This window comes from Acinetobacter sp. MB5, from assembly GCF_003261585.1.
Classification (GTDB): Bacteria; Pseudomonadota; Gammaproteobacteria; order Pseudomonadales; family Moraxellaceae; genus Acinetobacter.
In genome coordinates this window covers 135481-155842 of sequence record NZ_POVU01000005.1, presented here as the reverse complement: position 1 = coordinate 155842, position 20362 = coordinate 135481, and the positions used below count along the sequence as shown (strand labels likewise).

Genomic DNA, 20362 nt, shown 5'->3' with positions numbered 1-20362 from the left:
TTTTGCATATTACATTTTCTTCAAAGGCGCTTTTCGGTTTTAATACACCTACAGCTTTGGAGAAAATGTATGTTATTAAAATGGTTTGAACGACGAGTAGATCCCTATCCTTCCGAAAACTTAAACAAACCATTGCCTAAAGATTTTTTCCCATTTGTTTGGCAATGTGCCGCTGGTCTAAAACATTATCTGATTATATTAGTGCTTCTTACTGCGGCTACAGCAAGTTTTGAAGCGCTATTCTTCTCACAAATTGGACATTTGGTAGACTGGTTAAGTCAAAGTCATCCGAACAGCTTCATTCAAGAGCATGCTCGACAGTTACTCATGCTGGTTGGCATATTGGCTGCAAATATAGTGTTTGCAACGATGCAGTCTATTATTCGCCATCAAATTTTATTTAGCTCTTTCCCAATGCGTCTCAGATGGCGTTTTCATAATTTAATGATGCAGCAAAGTCTGGATTTCTTCTCTAATGAGTTTTCAGGTCGATTAGCTGCCAAAATTATGCAAACGGCACTTGCTGTACGCGAATTTTGGGTTATTTTGGGCGATATTCTAGCGTATGTGATCATCTATTTTATTTCTGTCAGCCTGATGCTTGGAAATGTCGCACCAAGTTTATTAATTCCACTTTTTGTATGGCTAGGATTATTTGTATTGGCTGCAACATTCTTTGTGCCACGCATGATCCAAATCTCAAAAAAACAAGCCGATGCACGCGCCGTGATGACAGGCCGTATTACCGATGCATATACCAACATCCAAACCGTTAAACTTTTCGCTCATACGCAACGCGAAAGCCAATTTGCAAAGACATCCATGCAAGAATTTATGGTCACTGTCTATAAACAGATGCGTCTCGCAACCTTGTTCGAGCTGAGCCTAAAACTCCTCAGTGCAGTTCTATTTATCGGTGTATTGGGTACCGCTGTTTATTTATGGACACTTGGACAAGTTGAACTCGGGATTATTGCGGCAACAACCGCCATGATTTTAAAGCTCAATAGCCTCAGTGAGTTTGTCATGTGGCAAATCTCAATGTTGTTTGAAAATATTGGGACGATTCAAGATGGTAAAAATACCCTCGCTCAACCTGTTTCAATCGTAGATATAGAAAATGCTCAACCCCTACAATTAAAACAAGGCGGTCATATTGAGTTTAAAGATGTCTGCTTTTCTTATAACCAGAACCGTAATGTCATTGATCACTTTAATTTAAATATTCAACCTGGTGAGAAAATTGGGATTGTTGGTCGTTCAGGCGCAGGTAAATCCACGCTCATTCAATTGTTGCTGCATTTTTATGATATCCAAAAAGGGACAATTGAAATTGATGGGCAAAACATCGCTGAAGTTACCCAAGACAGTCTAAGACAGCACATTGCATTAGTTACTCAAGATACTTCTTTATTACACCGCACCGTCTCTGACAATATTCGTTATGGACGTAATGATGCGACGAATGAAGAATTTGACTATGCAATTGAAAAAGCCAAAGTTAAAGAATTTATTGAAAACTTGTCCGATGTACGCGGCAACAAAGGTCTCGATGCTTATGTTGGTGAACGAGGTGTTAAGCTTTCCGGTGGACAACGCCAACGTATTGCCATCGCCCGCGTCTTTTTAAAAGATGCTCCTATTTTGATTTTAGATGAAGCAACAAGTGCACTAGACTCAGAAGTTGAAGCTGCAATCCAATCCAGTCTAAATGACTTAATGGCAGGTAAAACGGTAATTGCAATTGCCCATCGATTATCTACAATTGCAAAAATGGATCGAATTGTGGTGCTGGATCAAGGTAAAATCGTTGAGCAAGGCTCTCACACCGAGCTGCTTGAGCTACATGGAATCTACGCTCAGTTATGGCAAAGACAAACTGGTGGTTTCTTAGTAGATTGAATATTTTTAACTTTTGTTTTTGAATAAAAACAGGTATAAATCACTGCAATTACTGATTTTAATTATGGAGTTGTTATGAACCATCCAAATGATTTGAAATACGCAGCAACACATGAATGGGCGCGCATTGAAGGTGATTTTGTGGTTACAGGAATCACTGACCATGCTCAAGATGCTCTAGGTGACTTGGTTTATATTGAAGTTCCTGAACTTGATCGTCATTTAGATGCTGCTGAACAATCTGGTGTTGTTGAATCTGTTAAAACAGCTTCAGACATTTATTCTCCGATTGCAGGCATCGTTGTTGAAGTTAATGCTGCTTTAGAAGACGAACCTGAGCTTGTGAATAATGATCCATATGGCGCTGGCTGGATGTATAAAATCAAACCAGACAATATGGCAGATGTAGAAAAACTACTTTCTGCTGAAGAGTACGAAGCAACTATGTAATTTGCTTCTCTCTTTTTATAAAAGGCACAGAAAAATCTGTGCTTTTTTTTATTTTACGGATTTTTGTTTGTGATTATTTTAATTAGATTTACTTAGGCTATTTTACAAGAATATTATTTATTAATTAGGCTATTTCCTAGTTAAAGTAAAATTTTAAATGAGATGATTTTTTAAAAATTGCAACTGTGTTTGAATGGCTTGCTCAAATATGTCGCTTTGTTTATGCACAACATCGAAATGTGTCATTTCCCATTCAAAATACTGAATATTTTTGATTTTTTTTGCTGCTTTTTGAGTTGCAGCAATTGGAATAAGCTGATCATCATGTGCCGCAATCAATAAAGTTGGACAAGCGATTTTTTTAGCAATACGTGTAGGTCGATACGTATTAATTTCTAATAAAATTCTCGCAGGAATATGGCCTACCCATGTTGAGTTTTCAGGCACACTTTCCATGAAAGCATCGTAACACCCCTCGCATGCCAAGCAACTAATTCCCTGCTTCGCAACAACAGGAACGCTGACCGTTTGCCCAGTGCGCGCTGCCCACAAATCCTGAATTGCTAATTTAAATGCTTGAGGTAAAAATTTTTTCGGGTATCGCAAGGCACTTGCTAAACCATCAACATGTGGAACAAGTGCAATTATAGCTTTAATGTCATGAACCTCAGATGCAAGTGTCATCACATGACCACCACTAAATGAGACACCCCACAGGAACAGTTGTTTCTGATTTACATGAGACCAAGTTTTAACTTGATCAATCACGTTTTTCCAGTCTTGCAAATGGTGCTTAGCTGAAACTAATTCTCTTGGCCGCCCTGTGCTTTCACCAAACCCTCGATAATCAAACAATATAACCACAAAACCTTGTTCTGCAAAACGCTCTGCAACATCAGGCAAGCTGAATTTCCGTTCACAAGCGAAACCATTTGCCATCACAATGACAGGTGGTAAAGTCACCTGTGTTGGCCAATAAAGATCAGCTGCAAGCTGCTCACCACAACTTAAAAAAGAAGCAGGCTTAACTTCGTATTGCATTACTTGATCTCACAAATTAAATGGCAGGATAAGTGCCTGTACCTTCTGGCCATGGTGTTAACAGTTCAAAACCATCATCTGTAACCGCAATCATATGTTCCCATTGGGCAGATAATGAATGATCTTTGGTAATCACTGTCCAACCATCCGAGAGTTCTTTCACTTGTGGTTTACCCATGTTGACCATCGGCTCAATGGTGAACACCATGCCTTTTTTCAACTTCATGCCCTGCCCACGTTGGCCATAATGCAAAACATTCGGCTGCTCGTGGTAAACACGGCCAATACCATGTCCGCAGTATTCCCGAACAATGCTATACCCTTCTTTTTCAGCCACAGCTTGAATTGCATGTCCAATATCACCCAATGTTGCATCTGGATGCACAGCATGGATTCCTGCAACCATTGCAGCATATGTAGTTTCAACGAGTTTTTTAGCTTGAGGTACAACCTCACCAACATAGTACATTCGGCTGGTATCACCATAAAAACCATCTTTGATGATCGCAACGTCAATATTGATGATATCCCCTTCTTTTAAAGTAATATTTTTAGAAGGTATACCATGACAGACAACTTCATTTGGAGAGATACAAGTTGTTTTGGTGTAGCCATAATAGCCAATATTTGCAGGAACCACTTTTAATGTGTTCACAATAAAGTCATGACATAAATCATCCAAATATTCAGTTGTTACGCCTGGTTTTACATGTTCAGCAATCATGGCTAAAACTTCTGCTGCCAGCCGCCCAGAAACTTTGAGTTTTTCGATTTCTTGTTCAGTTTTTATCACGACTTTGTTGGCACGCATGAATGCTTATCCTTATTTCGTTGGAAATATTAAAATAAAATGTAGATTTACTTAGGCTATTTCTACAGAGGCAATATAAGAAAAATAATCCTGATTGTTAAAAACTTCAAGCATTTAAATAGAAAATATACTTTTTGATATTTTTAAATATATGATAAATATATTTAATTTTTAATATTTTTCAAAAAAAATAATCTTTCAAATTTTCTAGACTTCAATTCAATTGAATATTCACATTTCTATCATAGAATTTATAAAAAATAATCATGCCTTAATTAGATGCAAAAGGATGTTAAAAAGATTTATTTTGCACTAGAATCTACCGCTTTGTTTCAACACTCTCCCTGTTTTTATGAATAAGCTCAATATACGAGATATTATTGCTTTAGGTTTTATGACCTTTGCGCTCTTTATTGGTGCAGGCAATATTATTTTTCCTCCTATTGTTGCACAGCAAGCTGGTGAACATGTCTGGCTTGCCGCAGCAGGCTTTTTGATTACTGCAGTAGGGTTACCTGTTTTAACTATTATGGCGCTTTCTCGTGTAGAAGGATCTATTGAAACGCTTAGTGCTCCTTTAGGTCGTTTTGCAAGTTTATTGCTTACCATTGTTTGTTATTTGGCAGTAGGCCCGCTGTTTGCAACGCCACGTACCGCAACTGTTTCTTATGAAATCGGTTTTTCGCCTTACTTCGGTGATTCTTCAAGCCATCTATTTATTTATAGTTGTGTTTATTTCACCATTGTTGGCATTATCTCTTTGTATCCAAACAAGTTGCTCGACACGATTGGTCATGTATTAGCACCTCTCAAAATCGTGGCTTTAGCAATTTTGTGTATTGCTACGGTAGTTTTCCCAATTTTGGTTACACCTCCAGCCGTCCATAATTATATTCAACAACCTGTTTCCGAAGGTCTGGTGAATGGCTATCTCACCATGGATACTCTGGGTGCACTGGTATTTGGTATTGTAATTGTACAAGCAATTCACTCTCGCGGCGTTTCTGACAAGAAACTCATCATGCGTTATGCAATCATTGCAAGCCTAATGGCGGGTGTTGGATTAACCATCTTGTATCTCTGCTTATTCCGTCTTGGATTGCAAAGTTATGCATTTATGACAACAGCAACTAACGGCGCAGAAATCCTACATGCTTATGTACAACATACTTTTGGTGATTTAGGCTCTTTATTCCTGACTGTGCTGATTTTCCTTGCATGTACAGTCACAGCGATTGGTCTAACTTGTTCATGTGCTGAATATTTCCATGAATTAACTAAAATTTCATACAAACTTTTAGTTTTTATCTTGGTTATTTTTGCCTTGATCATTTCAAACCTTGGTTTAACCAAACTGATTGCATTCTCAGTCCCTGTTTTAACCGCAATTTACCCGCCAGCAATTGTGGTCATTGTGCTCAGCTTCTTATGGAAGTTCTTTAATCGACCATCTTTGATTGTGATTCCAGTCACTACGATTGCATTGGTATTTGGTATTTTTGAAGGTCTAAAAGCCTCAAGCTTAAGCAATCTGGTTCCAAGCTTTTTGTCACAATTACCATTAGATGCACAAAATCTAGCATGGCTCATTCCATCTGTTGTGATTTTTGTATTCTTTTTTGTGATTGATAAATTCCTTGGTCTTGCCCAAAGCACAGCGGTTAAAGATAATTAAATTTCATATATTTAATTATTCAATTCAAATGCCTGACTCGTTCAGGCATTTTTTTTGCTTATTAAATTACTGTGGTTTACATAGTTGCTCTTTAGCTTCACAAATTATGACTAAGCATTAACTTTGCACCACCATTGTCATAATAGTTTAACAAAAAAATGGTAGCAGCTATTGAACTCAGATTAAATTCAAAGTAAAACAGTAAGAATTGACTAAAACAATGTAATCGTCGTGAACGACAAGAGGAGTGGAGATGATTTCGATGAAAATGAACAAACTGATCTTCATTAACAACGCTGCAAAACATAGTCAGGAAATTATGACCTATTGTTTTACAACGCTAGCACTCATGTTGACACTAGCTTTTGAAGGAGTCATCACAGGCAACCTAAAACCTGAATACTTTATCTATGCCCTTGTCGTTTCACTGGCATTTGCATTGTGGGCTGTCATCGATCATAAATTCCGTAAGGAATGACCAACTAAAAACTGGATATGATCCAGTTTTTTTACATCCCCAAAAAATATAAACACTAAAAATAATTTAATTTTTGAACAGAAAACCCCACAATTAACCAAATTAAATAAAAATCCACATTCAATACATTATTTAACCCATGAAATTAAGTATTATTAATGTTAGGTGATATTACCTAGCTTGATCATGAAAAGGCTTAATGATGAAAAAAATTCTAACTTCTGCTGTTGCTTTAACTTTCGCTGTTTTAAGTGCAAGCGCTATGGCTTGCCCTAAGGGTACAACTTTACAAGGTGGTACAGGTCCTAAACATAAAGGTGGTAAATGTGTATTAGTGCATAAAGCGCCTGCTAAAAAAGTAGTTCATAAAGCGACTGAAAAGAAAATGCAAGAACATAAAGCTGCGCCTGTTGCAAACAAACCTAAAGCCTAATTTAGGATTTAAAAAAAGCGGTTTAAACCGCTTTTTTTATTTTCAGATTTTTTAATTTGCTGGTGTATTACCTAAATTTGGATGATCAATTGCATTTTTACATAATGCTTTATCACGACTGTATTCTGCATGAGCATCTTGAATACCAGAATCCTGATTCAGTGTAGCTGTTGCCCAAGAATCTAAACTCGTTAACGCTTTTCGGCACAATGCATACTGACCTTCAGTGACAGAATCTGTCATTTTTACATTGACTCGCCACTGAATACCTAATTCACGTAGTGGTTTACGAACATCAGGTTCAATTTTCGCAAGTTGTTTTTCTGCAACAATCGGTTCAACCTGATTGATTAATACCCATGCTTTCTGTGCATAAGCAGTTGCATCATTGGTTAGTTTTGGTGCAGGTTTAATGACGACTTTCTTTTCTGAAGAAGATTTATCACAACCTTGCAGGCCTAAACATAAACATGCCGCTAACAGATAAACGACTTGATGTTTTTTCAACAACATAAGGTTGCCTCACTCAAATTATTTCAGCACTGTACTGCGTGATTTCATTTACAATAACGTTTTGCGAATTCTAGTAGATATTTTGGTGCATTGCACCCCAGATTAAAAATATGTCCCAATCTCATGCAAGTTTTTGGCACGGCGTCAAAGACAGCCAAGCCATTATGCTAACTTATTTGCCTGTATCCTTTGCCTTTGGTGTTTCAGCAACTAAATTTGGATTTTCGGCTTTTGAAGCCTTATTTCTGTCTTGCACCATGTATGCAGGTGCCAGCCAGTTTCTGGTTGTTGCACTATTGGCAAGTGGCTCTTCTATTTGGCTTGCAGCCATTACAGTCATAGCTTTAGATATTCGCCACGTATTATACGGACCTGCATTACATCATCTCATTCAACAAAAGCTCAATCTGAAGAAAACTGCAATTTGGGGCTGGGGACTGACCGATGAAGTTTTTGCACGCGGCATGATTCAACTTTCCCAACGTCGCCAAGACTGGAGTGAGTCATGGATGCTGGGTCTAAGTTTATCAAGCTGGTTTTCTTGGGCACTCGGAAGCTTCTTAGGCGGCTTGTTTGCCAATCAAATGCACCTGCTTCCAAAGTTTATTCAAGCCTCTCTCGATTTCTTACTTCCTGCCCTATTTTTAAGCTTCTTACTCGCAGCTTTCGAAAAACGTCACAGCTTAGTTGTTGGCGTCACTTTGGTTGTTGCAGGGTTAGCATGCTATTTCATTAATCTTTCAGCAGCAATTTTCTTAGGCATTTTAGCAGGCATTGGGGCTGGACTATTTAAACACTATATTTTAAAACAGCAGGATGAACATCATTTATGAATTTATCCATTCTTCTCATCGGCATTATTGTCGGAATTGCCAATTTTAGTTCGCGCTTTCTACCATTGTGGTTTATTCAAAAGCGCCATCAAAATCAGCAAAAGCGTGGAGCAATCTGGCTACGAATCGCGCTGAGCTGTATTGGTATTTCTGCAATCAGTGCAATGTTGATGGTTGCCACATTACCACCACTGATTGCAGCACCCAATAAAATCCTTGCCATGAGTTTGGGATTTTTCACACTCACAGTTTTATATTTAAAAACTCGACGTATGGTGCTTTCAACCTTGCTCGCTGCACTGATTTATGGCGTAATTTACACATATTTCCCTGTTATATTGTAAATAAATAGTTTCCATTTACTTATTTTTTAATAAAATTTGATTTTTACTTTAATACAGGCATGACAGTTATTCTAGTTCTGTTATGCTAAAAGTCCACCTGAACAAGGATGAATTGCATGCGCGTTTCTATTGGTACTCCCCTTCAATCTTCAGCATTTAAAGTATTACTTTTAGGCTCTGGTGAACTTGGAAAAGAAGTCGTCATTTCTTTACAGCGCCTTGGTGTCGAAGTTCATGCTGCTGACCGATATGATCATGCACCAGCCATGCAAGTTGCCCATTACGCATACACACTCAATATGGCAGATGCCAACGAATTAAACCGTTTAATTGACCAAGTTCAACCCCATTTAATCGTTCCTGAAATTGAAGCAATTGCGACTGAAGTTTTGGTTGCTATTGAACAAAAACAACAAACCACAATTATTCCTTCTGCGAAAGCCGTCAATTTAACCATGAACCGCGAAGGAATTCGTCGTTTAGCGGCTGAAGAACTCGGCTTACCAACATCGACGTACCGTTTTGCTGACTCATTAGACAGTTTCCGCTCAGCTTGTGATGATATTGGTTACCCAAATTTCGTAAAACCTGTCATGTCTTCTTCAGGAAAGGGACAGTCTCGTGTAAAAAGCTTTGCTGAAGTCGATGCTGCATGGGAATATGCCATGCAGGCAGGTCGTGTCAACCAAGGTAAAGTGATTGTTGAATCACAAATTGATTTTGATTTTGAAATCACCTTATTAACCGTTCGTGCAAAAAATCCTGAAACTGGCGCGATTGAAACGCATTTCTGTGATCCGATTGGCCACCGTCAAGACGCTGGTGACTATGTGGAAAGCTGGCAGCCACAACCGATGTCTGCTATTGCCTTAGAAACATCTCAACAAATTGCAGATAAAGTCACAACAGCTTTAGGTGGCTGTGGTATTTTTGGTGTCGAACTCTTTGTTAAAGGTGACCAAGTTTGGTTTAGCGAAGTCTCTCCTCGTCCACATGACACTGGCTTAGTTACTTTAGCTTCTCAGTTCCAAAGTGAATTCGAACTTCATGCACGTGCAATTTTAGGGCTGCCAGTCAACACGGCACGCCATAGTGTGGCAGCAAGTGCTGTGATTTATGCTGGTGTTGATGACACCAATCTCTCATTCGGCAACTTAGAAGAAGTCTTAGCACAACCAAATACAGATTTACGTCTATTTGGCAAACCAGAAGGTTTTAAACGCCGTCGCATGGGTGTAGTGACTGCACGTGCAGTGACAACAAATGAAGCTCGTGATATTGCTCAGCGTGCTGCGCAAAGTGTCACTATCGAACAAAACCACTAAGATAAACTTGACACATAGGCCAAAAAACCATGATTGAAACCTTGCCCCTGTTGGATTATGTGAAAGATGATCAAGACATTCGTGCTATTAATCAATGGCGCAATGAGGTTGAACAGCAACTCGAACAATATCTTGAAGATGACCATAGTATTCGCCAGATTGTGCTTGCCCGTTCAAATATGATTGATGAAGCGCTCACCTTTTTATGGAAACATGCAGGTTTAGAACAGAGTGAGATCAGTCTGTTTGCTGTAGGTGGTTATGGTCGCCGTGAAATGCTGCCATATTCTGATGTTGACATCATGATTCTGTCAGAGCATGACTTGACTGAAGATCTTGAAAAACAGGTGTCTAGTTTTATCGCATCACTTTGGGATGTCGGTAATTTCAAACCAGGGGTAAGTGTCCGCTCGATTGCCAGTTGTATTGATCAGGCACGTCAAGATTTAACAATTGCAACAACCTTAATTGAAGCTCGCATGCTGATTGGTAATGTGCAACTCAGCAAATGGCCACGTCGTATCGTTGCTGAAACTTGGACAGACCAAACTTTTTTTGATGCAAAAATGCAGGAGCAAGCCAAACGCTATGCTCAGCACAACAACACTGAAAGTAATTTAGAACCCGATATTAAAAATGCACCCGGTGGCATTCGCGACATGAACCAGATTGGCTGGATTGCAAAACGCCACTTTCGGGTCAATCGTGTCTATGACTTGGTACATTTAGGCTTTATTTCAGAGTTTGAACTAAAAGTTTTAGAAGAAGCTGAAAGTTTTTACTGGGAAATCCGCCATCATTTACACCGCCTGACCAAGCGTGATGAAAACCGTTTGCTTTTTGACTATCAACGCGAAATTGCAGCTAAATTTGGCTATGAGCGTGAAGAAGGAAAATCGCCAAACTATCCAATTGAACAATTCATGAAGCGTTATTATCGAACTGCTCAGCAAGTTTCAACGCTCAATGAAATTCTATTGGCATACTTCAACGAGTCCGTAATTACACCTAGATTGCCAAACTATGAACGTGAAATTTTACAAATTAATGCCAATTTCAAATTAGTCGATCATAAAATTGCGGTACAACACCATAAAGTTTTCGCAGAAAACCCAAGTGCCATTTTAGAAATTTTCTATCTACTGGCTACTCGTCCTGAAATTGAAGGTATTCGTGCCCGTACACTCCGTTTATTAACGCTTGCGGCAAAAGGGATTGATCAAAATTTCCGTGAGAAACCTGAACATCAGGCACTTTTTATGGAAATTATTCGTACCTCAGGGCGTTTGTACGAAACACTTTCTGCAATGAAACGCTATGGCATTTTAGGAAACTATTTGCCCGCGTTTGGGCAAATTATGGGACTCATGCAGTATGACTTGTTCCATATCTATACAGTCGATCAACACACTTTATTGCTCTTACGTAATCTAAATCGCTTTAAAGAACCCGAATTTGCTAAACAGTTCCCTGTAGTGAGTTCAGTCTATCAGCGCTTACAGCGCCGTGATATCGTGATGATTGCCGCATTATTCCATGATATTGCTAAAGGTCGTGGTGGTGATCATAGTGAATTGGGTGCCGAAGATGCCATTGAGTTCTGCCGTATGCATGGTTTTACTGAACGCGAAGGCAAGCTAATTTCTTGGCTCATCCAAAATCACCTACTCATGTCGCTTACAGCACAGAAAAAAGATATTTCTGATCCAACAGTCATCAAAGATTTTGCTGAAAAACTCGGTGACATGGAACATCTGGATTATCTTTATACACTGACCGTTGCCGACATTAATGCAACCAATCCAAATTTATGGAATACATGGCGCTCATCACTGATGCGTCAATTGTATACACAAGCACGTGACGTGATTCGCTTAGGACTAGATCGTCCTGTAGACTATCAAATGCTGATTGAAGACACCAAATTTGCGGCAAGCGAACTCTTAGTCCATGAGTTTTCTTTGGCAGATGTAGAACAAGTGTGGCAAGAACTCGGTGATGATTACTTCTTGAAAGAGTCTGCTGAAGATATTGCATGGCATACCCGCGCAATTTTAGAGCATGGAGATAATCCTGCACCACTCGTGAAATTACGAGCACACCGTAAATCTGCACCCGATGCGATTCAAATCTTTATCTACACTCAAGACAAGCCAAATCTATTTGCGACAACGGTAGCCATTCTCGACCGAATGAATCTTGACGTTCAGGACGCACGAATTATTACTGCGACCAAAGCCTTTAGCTTAGATACGTATATTGTACTTGATCGTTTTGGAACACTCCTGACTGACCCTGAACGTGAACATACCGTAAAAGATGCGTTGGTGCAGGCACTCAGTCATTCAGACAAATACCCTGGACTCATGCAACGACGTATTCCACGTCAATTGCGTCACTTTGATATTGAAAATACCGTTGCAATTAGCCTCAACCCTGTGCTCAATCAAAATATGGTCGAAATTTCAACACTTGACCAACCAGGTCTACTCGCACGGGTCGGTGGTTTATTTATGATGCAGGGCTTGGACATTCACTCCGCGAAAATTGCCACGTTAGGTGAACGTGCCGAGGATATTTTCTTTGTCACAAAGAAAAATAATATCCCGATGTCAGATACAGAAGCTTCAACCTTAGCACAACAACTCAAAGCGGCTTTAGATGAAGCCTCTAGTCAAGTGATTGTGCAACATTAATTTTGGTAGTTAATCCAATGAATTCGAGTTTATCTCTTTTACATCCTTACCCTTTTGAAAAACTGAATCGTCTTTTCCAAGACGTTCAGCCTGCTGATTTACCACTGATTCCACTTTCAATTGGTGAACCAAAGCACCCTGCTCCTGAGTTTGTCAAACAAGCGATTATTGACAACTTTGGGCATTTGTCGACTTATCCAAACAGTAAAGGTGTTCCTGAATTACGTCACAGCATTGCAAATTGGTTAACTCAACGTTTTAATCTTCAGCAAATCAGTCCTGAACATGAGATTTTACCTGTTTCAGGAACCCGTGAAGCACTGTTCAGTTTTGTGCAAGCTTTGGTTTGCCGTGAAGATGCACCTTATGTGGTGATGCCAAACCCGTTCTATCAGATCTATGAAGGTGCAGCCATCCTTGCAGGTGCAAAACCATACTTCATTAACTGCACTGAAGAAAATGGCTATTTAGGCGATTTCGATACTGTTCCTGCTGAAGTTTGGGAAAAAACCGCTTTACTGTTTGTATGTACACCAGGCAATCCAACAGGTGCGGTACTTTCTAAAGAGAAATTTAAGCAGCTGATTGCACTTTCAGATCAATATGGTTTTGTCATTGCTTCTGACGAATGCTATTCAGAGTTATGGTTTGATCAAGCGCCAACGGGTTTACTCGAAGTTTGTGCTGAAATCGGTCGTCATGACTATAAAAACTGTGTCGTTTTCCATTCATTGTCTAAACGCTCGAACTTACCAGGCATGCGCTCAGGATTTGTCGCTGGCGATGCAAACTTGCTCAAGCCATATTTGCAATACCGTACTTATCATGGTGCGGCAATGCCTGTACAACATCAAATCGCGTCGATCTCTGCTTGGAATGATGAACAGCACGTTGAAGAAAACCGTAGACTTTATCGTGCCAAATTTGAATTATTCCAATCTGAGCTTGGACATCTATTACCATTACAAAAACCTGATGCAGGTTTTTATTACTGGTTAAAAGTCGATAATGACGAAAAATTCGCACGTATGCTCATGGAAAAAGCACATATTAAAGTTTTACCAGGTCGCTATTTATCTCGTGAAACAGAACAAGGTAATCCTGGTGAAAACCATGTGCGTATGGCACTCGTTGCAGATATTGCACAATGTGAACAAGTAATTGAACGTTTAAAGCGTATTCTTTAAACTTTAAACCATTAAAAAAAGGTGCTGATTGTGAATTTATCAGCACCTTTTCTATTAGAATTCTTTCATAAGTTCCCTTTTATTTTCTTTCGCTTTGTATATATTTTTACTTTACACAAGGAGAAAATAAATCGAGTGAAATTAATCTATGAATGAAATCTATTTTATTTCTTGAGATGTTTAAAATGTTCAAAAACAAATTGGGTTAATGGATTATTATTGAGTTTACTTTTATAAATAAAAATGCTTTGATTTACTGCATATTTTGAGGCAGATAGTTCAACCAGTTTATTTTGTGCCAACTCATCCATAATTGTAATTCTAGGTAACCAAGCCACCCCGACACCCTGCAATACCAATTGCTTTAAATTTTCTGCATTATCAGTCTCATACAAAATATGACAATCTAAATTATTGGTTTGAATCACTTGATCAACCAAGTTTCTTAAATAGGCATTTTTACTATAAGTTAATAATGGAAAATGTTGGTTCAAATCATATTTTTTATTCTTAGCCGCATTTTGTGCATAAACAGGGATAATCTCTGTTTCACCAATACGAACTGAAGATAAACTATCAGCTTTTCCCTGATTCATTTCATGCTTAGATGCATAAGAAACTAAAAAGTCGATTTTCCCTTCTTTTAAAAGTTTTAATCCTTCGCCTGTATTAATCGCCATAATTTCAAATTTAATGGCTTGGTCATCTACAGGAATAGAACCTAAATAATCTGCAAAGAAACTGTTCACGAGAGAATGAACAACTGCAAATCTTAAGGTATTATCTTTGGTGTTTTTTATCTCATAAATGAGCTGCATACTTTCATTTAATTGCGCTTGTAGCGTATTTGCCGTAGATAATAAAACCTGTCCTAATTCTGTAAAGCTTACTTCCTTGCTATTTCGATCAATAATCGAAAAACCCACTGTTTCTTCGAGATGCTGTAGCCTTCGACTAAACGCAGATTGTGAAATATATCTTTTTTGTGCAGCTTTTGAAATTGAACGTTCTTGATCGAGGGTAATCAGATCAAGAGCCCAACGAATTTCAAGATTCATAGATCACTTTGATTGGTGGTTTGATTAAAGCGCTGAATTATACGCATACCTTATGAGGAAAATACATATCCATTTTTCTATCTTTTACATGCAAAAAATGCATATCTCAAGAATTTTATGCATTATCAATTTGGCTTTTTTGTTCTTATGATTTGGTTATCTCCTCTTGATTGTTACCAAATATGAATACTAATGTTTCAGTTCGCTCAGAAAAAGATCTTTTAGGTTATCGTGATATTCCTAATCAATTTTACTTTGGTGTTCAGACACTTAGAGCTATTGAAAACTTTAACCTAACTCATAGCAAAATTAGTAATCATCCAAATTTCATCATCGCACTTGCGATGGTTAAACAAGCTTGTGCTGAAGCAAACCACAAACTTGGCAAACTCAGCGAAGAAAAATATCAAGCGATTGAGTTTGCATGCAAACAGTTGATCAACGGCCAATACCACGACCAATTCCCAATCGACATGCTTCAAGGCGGTGCTGGTACTTCAACCAACATGAACGCAAATGAAGTGATTGCAAATGTTGCGTTAGAGCACATGGGCTTTGCAAAAGGTGAATACAAAAATCTTCACCCGAATAACGATGTCAACATGTCTCAATCAACCAATGACGTTTACCCAACAGCGATTCGTGTTGGTCTGTTGTTAAGTTTGAAAGGCTTACAAACTGCATTTGCAACTTTGATTCAAGCATTTTCAAACAAAGCTGTTGAATTTAAAGATGTCTTGAAAATGGGTCGTACTCAGCTACAAGATGCTGTACCAATGACTTTGGGTCAAGAGTTTGCTGCATTTGCAACAACTTTGCAAAAAGACCTCGACAAAATCAACGCAATTGCACCAGAGATGTTGGGTTATGTGAACCTTGGTGGTACAGCAATTGGTACAGGTATTAACACTGAAGCGGCTTATGCACCTTATGCAATTTCTGCATTGGCTGAAATTACCAAAGAAAATATCCAAGCTGCGCCTGACTTTGTTGAAGCAACTTCAGACATGGGTGATTTCGTTTTATTCTCTGGCTTGCTTAAACGTACTGCGACTAAATTGTCAAAGATTTCAAATGACTTACGTTTACTTTCAAGTGGCCCACGTACTGGTTTAGGCGAAATCAACCTTGAACCACGCCAACCAGGCAGCTCAATCATGCCAGGTAAAGTGAACCCAGTAATTCCTGAAGCTGTTAACTTGGCTTCTTTCCAAGTGATGGCAAACGATTTGGCAGTGACTTTGGCGGCAGATGCGGGTCAGCTTCAACTTAACGCAATGGAACCATTAATTGCATTCAAATTGTTTGAATCAATCGATCTACTTGCTAAAGCAATGTTGATGTTTACTGATAAATGTATCAACACAGTGACTGCAAACCCTGAGCATTGCAAAAACTTGGTAGAAAATTCAATCGGTATCGTGACTGCATTGAACCCGTACTTAGGTTATGAAAATACAACACGTATTGCAAAAACTGCAAACGTTGAAAACCGCAATGTCTTGGATTTGATTCGCGCAGAAAACTTGTTATCTGAAGAACAACTTTCTGAAATCCTTGCAATTGAAAACATGATTAAACCTAAAGCTTCAGCGTAACTCTCCCGCGCTTTTACAGGTCAATCACCTTAGTGTGATTGGCCTTTTTTTTATTTTAAATCGGCACATTTCTCTCAAACACATTTTAGTACAGGCTTTTCTTTGGCTTTTTTTATAGACTATTCCATAAAACATCGAAACTAAAAAATGGAATTCTCATGCCAAATCAACTTCAACATATTTATGTGATTGGCTTAGGCGCTATGGGCGCACTTTATGCGTCTAAACTCTATGACTTTGACCCTTCACGCATTCATATCATTTTGGATGAACAGCGTAAACAACGTTATGAACATGATGGTTTTTGGGTGAATCATAAAAAGTATGACTTTAATTACATAACCCCAGAACAATGCAGCGATGCACCTAAAGCAGACTTGATTATTATTGGAGTTAAAGCAACTCAACTCCATGAAGCGATTGAATTGTCTCGCACTATTCTTCAACCTCAAACCCGTATTATTTCACTACTCAATGGTATTAGTAGCGAAACTTTAATTGCTGAACGTCTTGGCGAATATCACCCATTTTACGCTTATGGTGTTGCGATGGATGCAACTCGGCAAGGGACTCAAGTAAATTACAGCAAAGCAGGTTTTTTGGTCTTTGGCGAACAAAATAACGCAACACTAAGTGATGATGTCATACAGGTACAGCAGTTGTTTGAACAGGCACAGATTCCCTATCAAACGCCTGTTGATATGCGCCTTGCACTTTGGAAGAAATTTATGCTAAATGTCGCTGCCAATCAGGTCACCGCGATTTTAAAAATTCCGTATGGTGAAGTGAAACATAATCCTGATGTTCAAGCCCTGTTATTTTCAGCAGCGCGTGAGGTGTTAAATCTTTCAGAAGCAGCAGAGATTGGCCTAACTGAACAAGATCTACAAGGCATTATTAGCCCCATGCTGCAACTCAATGATCAAGCCTACACCTCAATGTGTCAGGATATTTTAGCCAAGCGTAAAACCGAAGTGGCAATTTTTGGGGAAACGGTGATTGAGCTTGGCAAGCAATACCATGTCGCAACCCCTGTGAATCAAGTTTTAGTCAATATGATTCACGCGATTGAAGCAGGTTTCTAATTTAGATTCATCAAGCGAATGTTGAGCCTCAAATACGGCTCAACATATTATAGCAATTAAAAACATCATATTTTTTAATCACAAAGCTCGAATGCAGCGCGACCACATTCTCAATGTTGGCAATACGGCGTAGCAAAATTTCACTGTAGTCTTCCATATTTTTAGCGACTAATTCCACAATAAAATCAGCGCTTTGCCCTGTCACCAGATAAGCGTTAATCACTTCTGGAATTTCTTCAATTTTTTCAAGGAAGCTGTCAAATGTTGCACGGTCATGCTTGTTTAAAGACACTTGCAGCAAAATATGCAAGGTAAAGCCCAATTTGGCGTAATTAATTTCACGCTTCAAATTGGTCATGATATTAGATTCAATCAGGTGCTTGATACGGCGATGTACTGAACTGACAGAAAGATTAATACGCTCAGATAACTCATTGAGGTTTAAATCTTCATGCGTCAAAATTTCTAAAATCTGTTTGTCGTAACGGTCTAATTGCATGGTGTTTTTCCCATATTTAAAACTTGGAAAAACAATAAGAAAGGGGTTTTAGTATAGTGAAATAGAATTTTTAAGGGTCAAGGGAAAACTGCTGTTTACTTTTGACAACTTAATGATGATAACATTAAGCACTTGCAAGCAACTTTTGGTTGTTGTGTCTAAAAGCCGAGTCGATACTTTTTGAGCAAGGTTAGCGCTTATCTCCCAATGTTGACTAACCAATCTTCTCGATCCCCATCACACCCTGATTCATACTATAGCAACGGCCATTTCGAATTATTTTCCTGAATAACGTTAATTTAACATCATTTTGGTATTTTTTTTCACATTATCACCATAGAAACTAATTTTTTTCTTTCATGTGTTTTTTAAACCATTTTTATTGTCTTATTTATGAGATTTAAGAGAATTTTTTATAACTAAACTTCATCCTTTATCTTTCATATATAGCCATAGTACTTCACTCAAACTCGATGAAATAAAAAACCTCAGCGATTGCTGAGGTCTTCTTTTGATATCGGACTTATGCTTTCAAAGCATCATCGACTCAAAATCTTATTTCTTTTCAGGCTTAAAGCTGTCTTTTAAGTCCAAAATACGGTTAAACACTGGTTTTTCAGCATGATGATCATAACGATCCGCCACAAAATAACCTTCACGTTCGAACTGGAAGCGATCTTCTGGGTTTGCTTGTGCCAAAGCAGGTTCAATCACCGCTTGAACGACCGTCAATGAATTTGGATTTAAGTTATCCAAAAAGTCTTCACCTTGTTCAGGATCAGCCACACTGAATAAACGGTCATAGATACGTACTTCAGCAGGAATACCTTGAGTTGCAGATACCCAGTGAATCACGCCTTTTACTTTACGACCTTCAGGGTTTTTACCTAAAGTTTCAGGGTCAATCGAACACTTCAGCTCAATCACTTCACCATTTTCATCTTTAATCACTTCATCACACTTGATTACGTAAGCATGACGTAAACGCACTTCACCTTCAGGCACTAAACGTTTAAAGCCTTTTGGTGGCATTTCTTCAAAGTCTTTACGATCAATGTAAATTTCTTTGCTCAGTGGAATGATACGCTCACCCATATCGACGTTTGGATGACGTGCATGCGTTAAATCCAAATCTTCAGGCAAGTTGGTTAAAGTTACTTTAAGAGGGTTCAATACCGCCATACCACGCGCTGCGCTATTTTCAAGCGACTGACGGATACAGAATTCCAGCATCGCTACATCAACGATACCATCAGTTTTTGATACACCAACGCGTTTACAGAAATCACGTAAGCCCTCAGCCGTAAAACCACGGCGGCGCATACCGACAACGGTTGGCATACGTGGATCGTCCCAACCATTAACAAAGTTACCTTCTACTAAACGGCGTAGTTTACGTTTAGAAGTAATGGTGTAATCAATGTTTAAACGAGAAGATTCATACTGACGTGGTACAGCGACTGAGTGAACTTTCTCAATGACCCAGTCATAGAATGCACGGTGGTCTTGGAATTCTAAAGTACAGAGTGAATGCGTAACGGCTTCAATGGCATCTGACAATGGATGTGCATAGTCATACATTGGATAGATTTTCCAAGTATCGCCCGTTTGGTGATGCTCAGAATGTAAAATGCGGTACAAAATCGGATCACGCATGTGAACATTTGGGCTTGCCATATCAATTTTAGCACGTAATACCGCCTGACCTTCGGCAAAAGTACCATCTTTCATTTTTTCAAAGCGTTCAAGATTTTCTTGTACAGTTGCATCACGGTAAGGTGAATTTTTACCAAGTTCAACAAAGTTACCACGATTCAGTTTAATTTCTTCAGGGCTTTGCAAATCAACATAAGCATCGCCTTGTTCAATCAGTTGAACAGCCCATGCATATAACTGATCAAAATAACTTGATGCATAGCATGGCTCGCCTTTCCAGTTAAATCCGAGCCATTTCACATCATTGGCAATACCATCAACATATTCTTGTTCTTCTGCATCTGGATTCGTATCATCGAAACGCAAGTTGCAGTAACCACCAAATTCTTCAGCAACACCAAAGTTTAAGCAAATGGCTTTCACGTGACCAATATGCAAATAACCATTTGGTTCTGGTGGGAAACGAGTGACAACAGTTTGAGTGCGTCCTGCTGCAACATCTTCTGTAATGACTTGACGGATAAAGTCTAAGCCGGGCTGTTGTTCTTGCTGCGCAGCATCGACAGTGGCTTGGGTATTCGGTGTCGGTATATTTGGCAGATTTGAAACAGCATCATTCGGCTTCATAATGGGTAAATCACTTCTTGGTTAAAAAATTAGGATAATTTAAACGCTATCAGGCTCTTTTCTCAAACAAAATAACGTTTATACTTGCTAACTAGTTTACAGTTTGCTTATGCTTCTCTCAACAAAAAAACCCATGGCTTTTTGTGCCATG

General features: G+C 38.8%; 17 protein-coding genes and 1 pseudogene. 12 read left to right on the top strand and 6 right to left on the bottom strand.

Annotated elements, in window-relative coordinates; translation table 11 throughout:
* Positions 1-69 precede the first annotated feature (69 nt).
* Together C1A47_RS08595 and gcvH are read left to right on the top strand one after the other, a co-directional pair.
* Positions 70-1902 (top strand): ABC transporter ATP-binding protein, encoded by a 1833-nt coding sequence (locus C1A47_RS08595; RefSeq protein ID WP_111894398.1) that lies wholly within the window; start codon positions 70-72, stop codon positions 1900-1902.
* A gap of 75 nt (positions 1903-1977) precedes the next feature.
* On the top strand, positions 1978-2352 hold the full coding sequence (gene gcvH / locus C1A47_RS08590; RefSeq protein WP_111894396.1) for a glycine cleavage system protein GcvH: 375 nt from the start codon (positions 1978-1980) through the stop codon (positions 2350-2352).
* Between the two features lie 153 nt (positions 2353-2505).
* Here gcvH and C1A47_RS08585 read toward each other — a convergent pair whose 3' ends face one another.
* Positions 2506-3393: an alpha/beta hydrolase gene (locus C1A47_RS08585; protein ID WP_111894394.1), complete on the bottom strand. Its 888-nt coding sequence runs from the start codon at positions 3391-3393 to the stop codon at positions 2506-2508.
* Between the two features lie 16 nt (positions 3394-3409).
* Complete coding sequence (gene map, locus C1A47_RS08580; RefSeq protein WP_111894392.1) at positions 3410-4204, bottom strand: type I methionyl aminopeptidase; 795 nt, start codon at positions 4202-4204, stop codon at positions 3410-3412.
* Between the two features lie 352 nt (positions 4205-4556).
* On the opposite strand from map, the gene brnQ reads away from it, so the two are divergent.
* From brnQ to C1A47_RS08565, 3 genes and pseudogenes are all read left to right on the top strand, one after another.
* A complete protein-coding gene (gene brnQ / locus C1A47_RS08575) occupies positions 4557-5879 on the top strand; it encodes a branched-chain amino acid transport system II carrier protein (protein ID WP_111894390.1) in 1323 nt (440 codons plus the stop codon).
* Between the two features lie 253 nt (positions 5880-6132).
* Positions 6133-6357 (top strand): hypothetical protein, encoded by a 225-nt coding sequence (locus tag C1A47_RS08570; protein ID WP_111894388.1) that lies wholly within the window; start codon positions 6133-6135, stop codon positions 6355-6357.
* 202 nt (positions 6358-6559) lie between these two features.
* Positions 6560-6757, top strand: a pseudogene (locus tag C1A47_RS08565) (hypothetical protein); the annotation flags it as partial.
* Positions 6758-6841: 84 nt separating this feature from the next.
* Here the strand turns inward: C1A47_RS08565 and C1A47_RS08560 are convergent.
* Positions 6842-7303, bottom strand: a complete 462-nt coding sequence (locus C1A47_RS08560) for a hypothetical protein (RefSeq protein ID WP_111894386.1) — start codon at positions 7301-7303, stop codon at positions 6842-6844.
* A 110-nt stretch (positions 7304-7413) separates the two neighbouring features.
* On the opposite strand from C1A47_RS08560, the gene C1A47_RS08555 reads away from it, so the two are divergent.
* The 5 genes from C1A47_RS08555 (at position 7414) to dapC (ending at position 13688) form a co-directional block, all read left to right on the top strand.
* A complete protein-coding gene (locus C1A47_RS08555; protein ID WP_111894384.1) occupies positions 7414-8136 on the top strand; it encodes an AzlC family ABC transporter permease in 723 nt (240 codons plus the stop codon).
* Entirely contained in the window at positions 8133-8480 is a 348-nt protein-coding gene (ygaH, locus tag C1A47_RS08550; RefSeq protein ID WP_111894382.1) for an L-valine transporter subunit YgaH, read from the top strand. Before C1A47_RS08555 ends, ygaH begins: the two co-directional genes overlap by 4 nt.
* Positions 8481-8596: 116 nt before the next feature.
* Positions 8597-9805 carry a formate-dependent phosphoribosylglycinamide formyltransferase gene (gene purT, locus C1A47_RS08545; protein ID WP_413772954.1) on the top strand — a complete coding sequence of 403 codons (1209 nt, stop codon included), beginning with the start codon at positions 8597-8599 and terminating at the stop codon, positions 9803-9805.
* A gap of 29 nt (positions 9806-9834) precedes the next feature.
* Positions 9835-12501: a [protein-PII] uridylyltransferase gene (gene glnD, locus C1A47_RS08540; protein ID WP_111894378.1), complete on the top strand. Its 2667-nt coding sequence runs from the start codon at positions 9835-9837 to the stop codon at positions 12499-12501.
* A gap of 17 nt (positions 12502-12518) precedes the next feature.
* Entirely contained in the window at positions 12519-13688 is a 1170-nt protein-coding gene (gene dapC, locus C1A47_RS08535; protein WP_111894376.1) for a succinyldiaminopimelate transaminase, read from the top strand.
* Between the two features lie 164 nt (positions 13689-13852).
* Here the strand turns inward: dapC and C1A47_RS08530 are convergent, their stop codons facing one another.
* On the bottom strand, positions 13853-14746 hold the full coding sequence (locus C1A47_RS08530) for a LysR substrate-binding domain-containing protein (protein WP_111894375.1): 894 nt from the start codon (positions 14744-14746) through the stop codon (positions 13853-13855).
* 182 nt (positions 14747-14928) lie between these two features.
* Here C1A47_RS08530 and C1A47_RS08525 point away from each other — a divergent pair, with 182 nt between their 5' ends.
* Together C1A47_RS08525 and C1A47_RS08520 are read left to right on the top strand one after the other, a co-directional pair.
* On the top strand, positions 14929-16344 hold the full coding sequence (locus tag C1A47_RS08525) for an aspartate ammonia-lyase (RefSeq protein WP_111894374.1): 1416 nt from the start codon (positions 14929-14931) through the stop codon (positions 16342-16344).
* A 158-nt stretch (positions 16345-16502) separates the two neighbouring features.
* The gene (locus tag C1A47_RS08520) at positions 16503-17429 is read left to right on the top strand and encodes a ketopantoate reductase family protein (protein WP_111894373.1); all 927 of its coding nucleotides are present in this window, start codon (positions 16503-16505) and stop codon (positions 17427-17429) included.
* A 28-nt stretch (positions 17430-17457) separates the two neighbouring features.
* On the opposite strand, the gene C1A47_RS08515 is transcribed toward C1A47_RS08520, so the two are convergent.
* Both C1A47_RS08515 and C1A47_RS08510 read right to left on the bottom strand, forming a co-directional pair.
* Entirely contained in the window at positions 17458-17928 is a 471-nt protein-coding gene (locus tag C1A47_RS08515) for an Lrp/AsnC family transcriptional regulator (RefSeq protein WP_111894372.1), read from the bottom strand.
* Between the two features lie 555 nt (positions 17929-18483).
* Positions 18484-20211: a glutamine--tRNA ligase/YqeY domain fusion protein gene (locus C1A47_RS08510; protein ID WP_111894370.1), complete on the bottom strand. Its 1728-nt coding sequence runs from the start codon at positions 20209-20211 to the stop codon at positions 18484-18486.
* Positions 20212-20362: the final 151 nt, after the last annotated feature.

Excerpts from the sequence above, each read along its gene's own strand:
- C1A47_RS08595 (WP_111894398.1), top strand. The coding sequence starts at position 70 with ATGTTATTAAAATGGTTTGAACGACGAGTAGATCCCTATCCTTCCGAA.
- gcvH (WP_111894396.1), top strand. The coding sequence starts at position 1,978 with ATGAACCATCCAAATGATTTGAAATACGCAGCAACACATGAATGGGCG.
- C1A47_RS08585 (WP_111894394.1), bottom strand. The coding sequence starts at position 3,393 with ATGCAATACGAAGTTAAGCCTGCTTCTTTTTTAAGTTGTGGTGAGCAG.
- map (WP_111894392.1), bottom strand. The coding sequence starts at position 4,204 with ATGCGTGCCAACAAAGTCGTGATAAAAACTGAACAAGAAATCGAAAAA.
- brnQ (WP_111894390.1), top strand. The coding sequence starts at position 4,557 with ATGAATAAGCTCAATATACGAGATATTATTGCTTTAGGTTTTATGACC.
- C1A47_RS08570 (WP_111894388.1), top strand. The coding sequence starts at position 6,133 with ATGATTTCGATGAAAATGAACAAACTGATCTTCATTAACAACGCTGCA.
- C1A47_RS08560 (WP_111894386.1), bottom strand. The coding sequence starts at position 7,303 with ATGTTGTTGAAAAAACATCAAGTCGTTTATCTGTTAGCGGCATGTTTA.
- C1A47_RS08555 (WP_111894384.1), top strand. The coding sequence starts at position 7,414 with ATGTCCCAATCTCATGCAAGTTTTTGGCACGGCGTCAAAGACAGCCAA.
- ygaH (WP_111894382.1), top strand. The coding sequence starts at position 8,133 with ATGAATTTATCCATTCTTCTCATCGGCATTATTGTCGGAATTGCCAAT.
- purT (WP_413772954.1), top strand. The coding sequence starts at position 8,597 with ATGCGCGTTTCTATTGGTACTCCCCTTCAATCTTCAGCATTTAAAGTA.
- glnD (WP_111894378.1), top strand. The coding sequence starts at position 9,835 with ATGATTGAAACCTTGCCCCTGTTGGATTATGTGAAAGATGATCAAGAC.
- dapC (WP_111894376.1), top strand. The coding sequence starts at position 12,519 with ATGAATTCGAGTTTATCTCTTTTACATCCTTACCCTTTTGAAAAACTG.
- C1A47_RS08530 (WP_111894375.1), bottom strand. The coding sequence starts at position 14,746 with ATGAATCTTGAAATTCGTTGGGCTCTTGATCTGATTACCCTCGATCAA.
- C1A47_RS08525 (WP_111894374.1), top strand. The coding sequence starts at position 14,929 with ATGAATACTAATGTTTCAGTTCGCTCAGAAAAAGATCTTTTAGGTTAT.
- C1A47_RS08520 (WP_111894373.1), top strand. The coding sequence starts at position 16,503 with ATGCCAAATCAACTTCAACATATTTATGTGATTGGCTTAGGCGCTATG.
- C1A47_RS08515 (WP_111894372.1), bottom strand. The coding sequence starts at position 17,928 with ATGCAATTAGACCGTTACGACAAACAGATTTTAGAAATTTTGACGCAT.
- C1A47_RS08510 (WP_111894370.1), bottom strand. The coding sequence starts at position 20,211 with ATGAAGCCGAATGATGCTGTTTCAAATCTGCCAAATATACCGACACCG.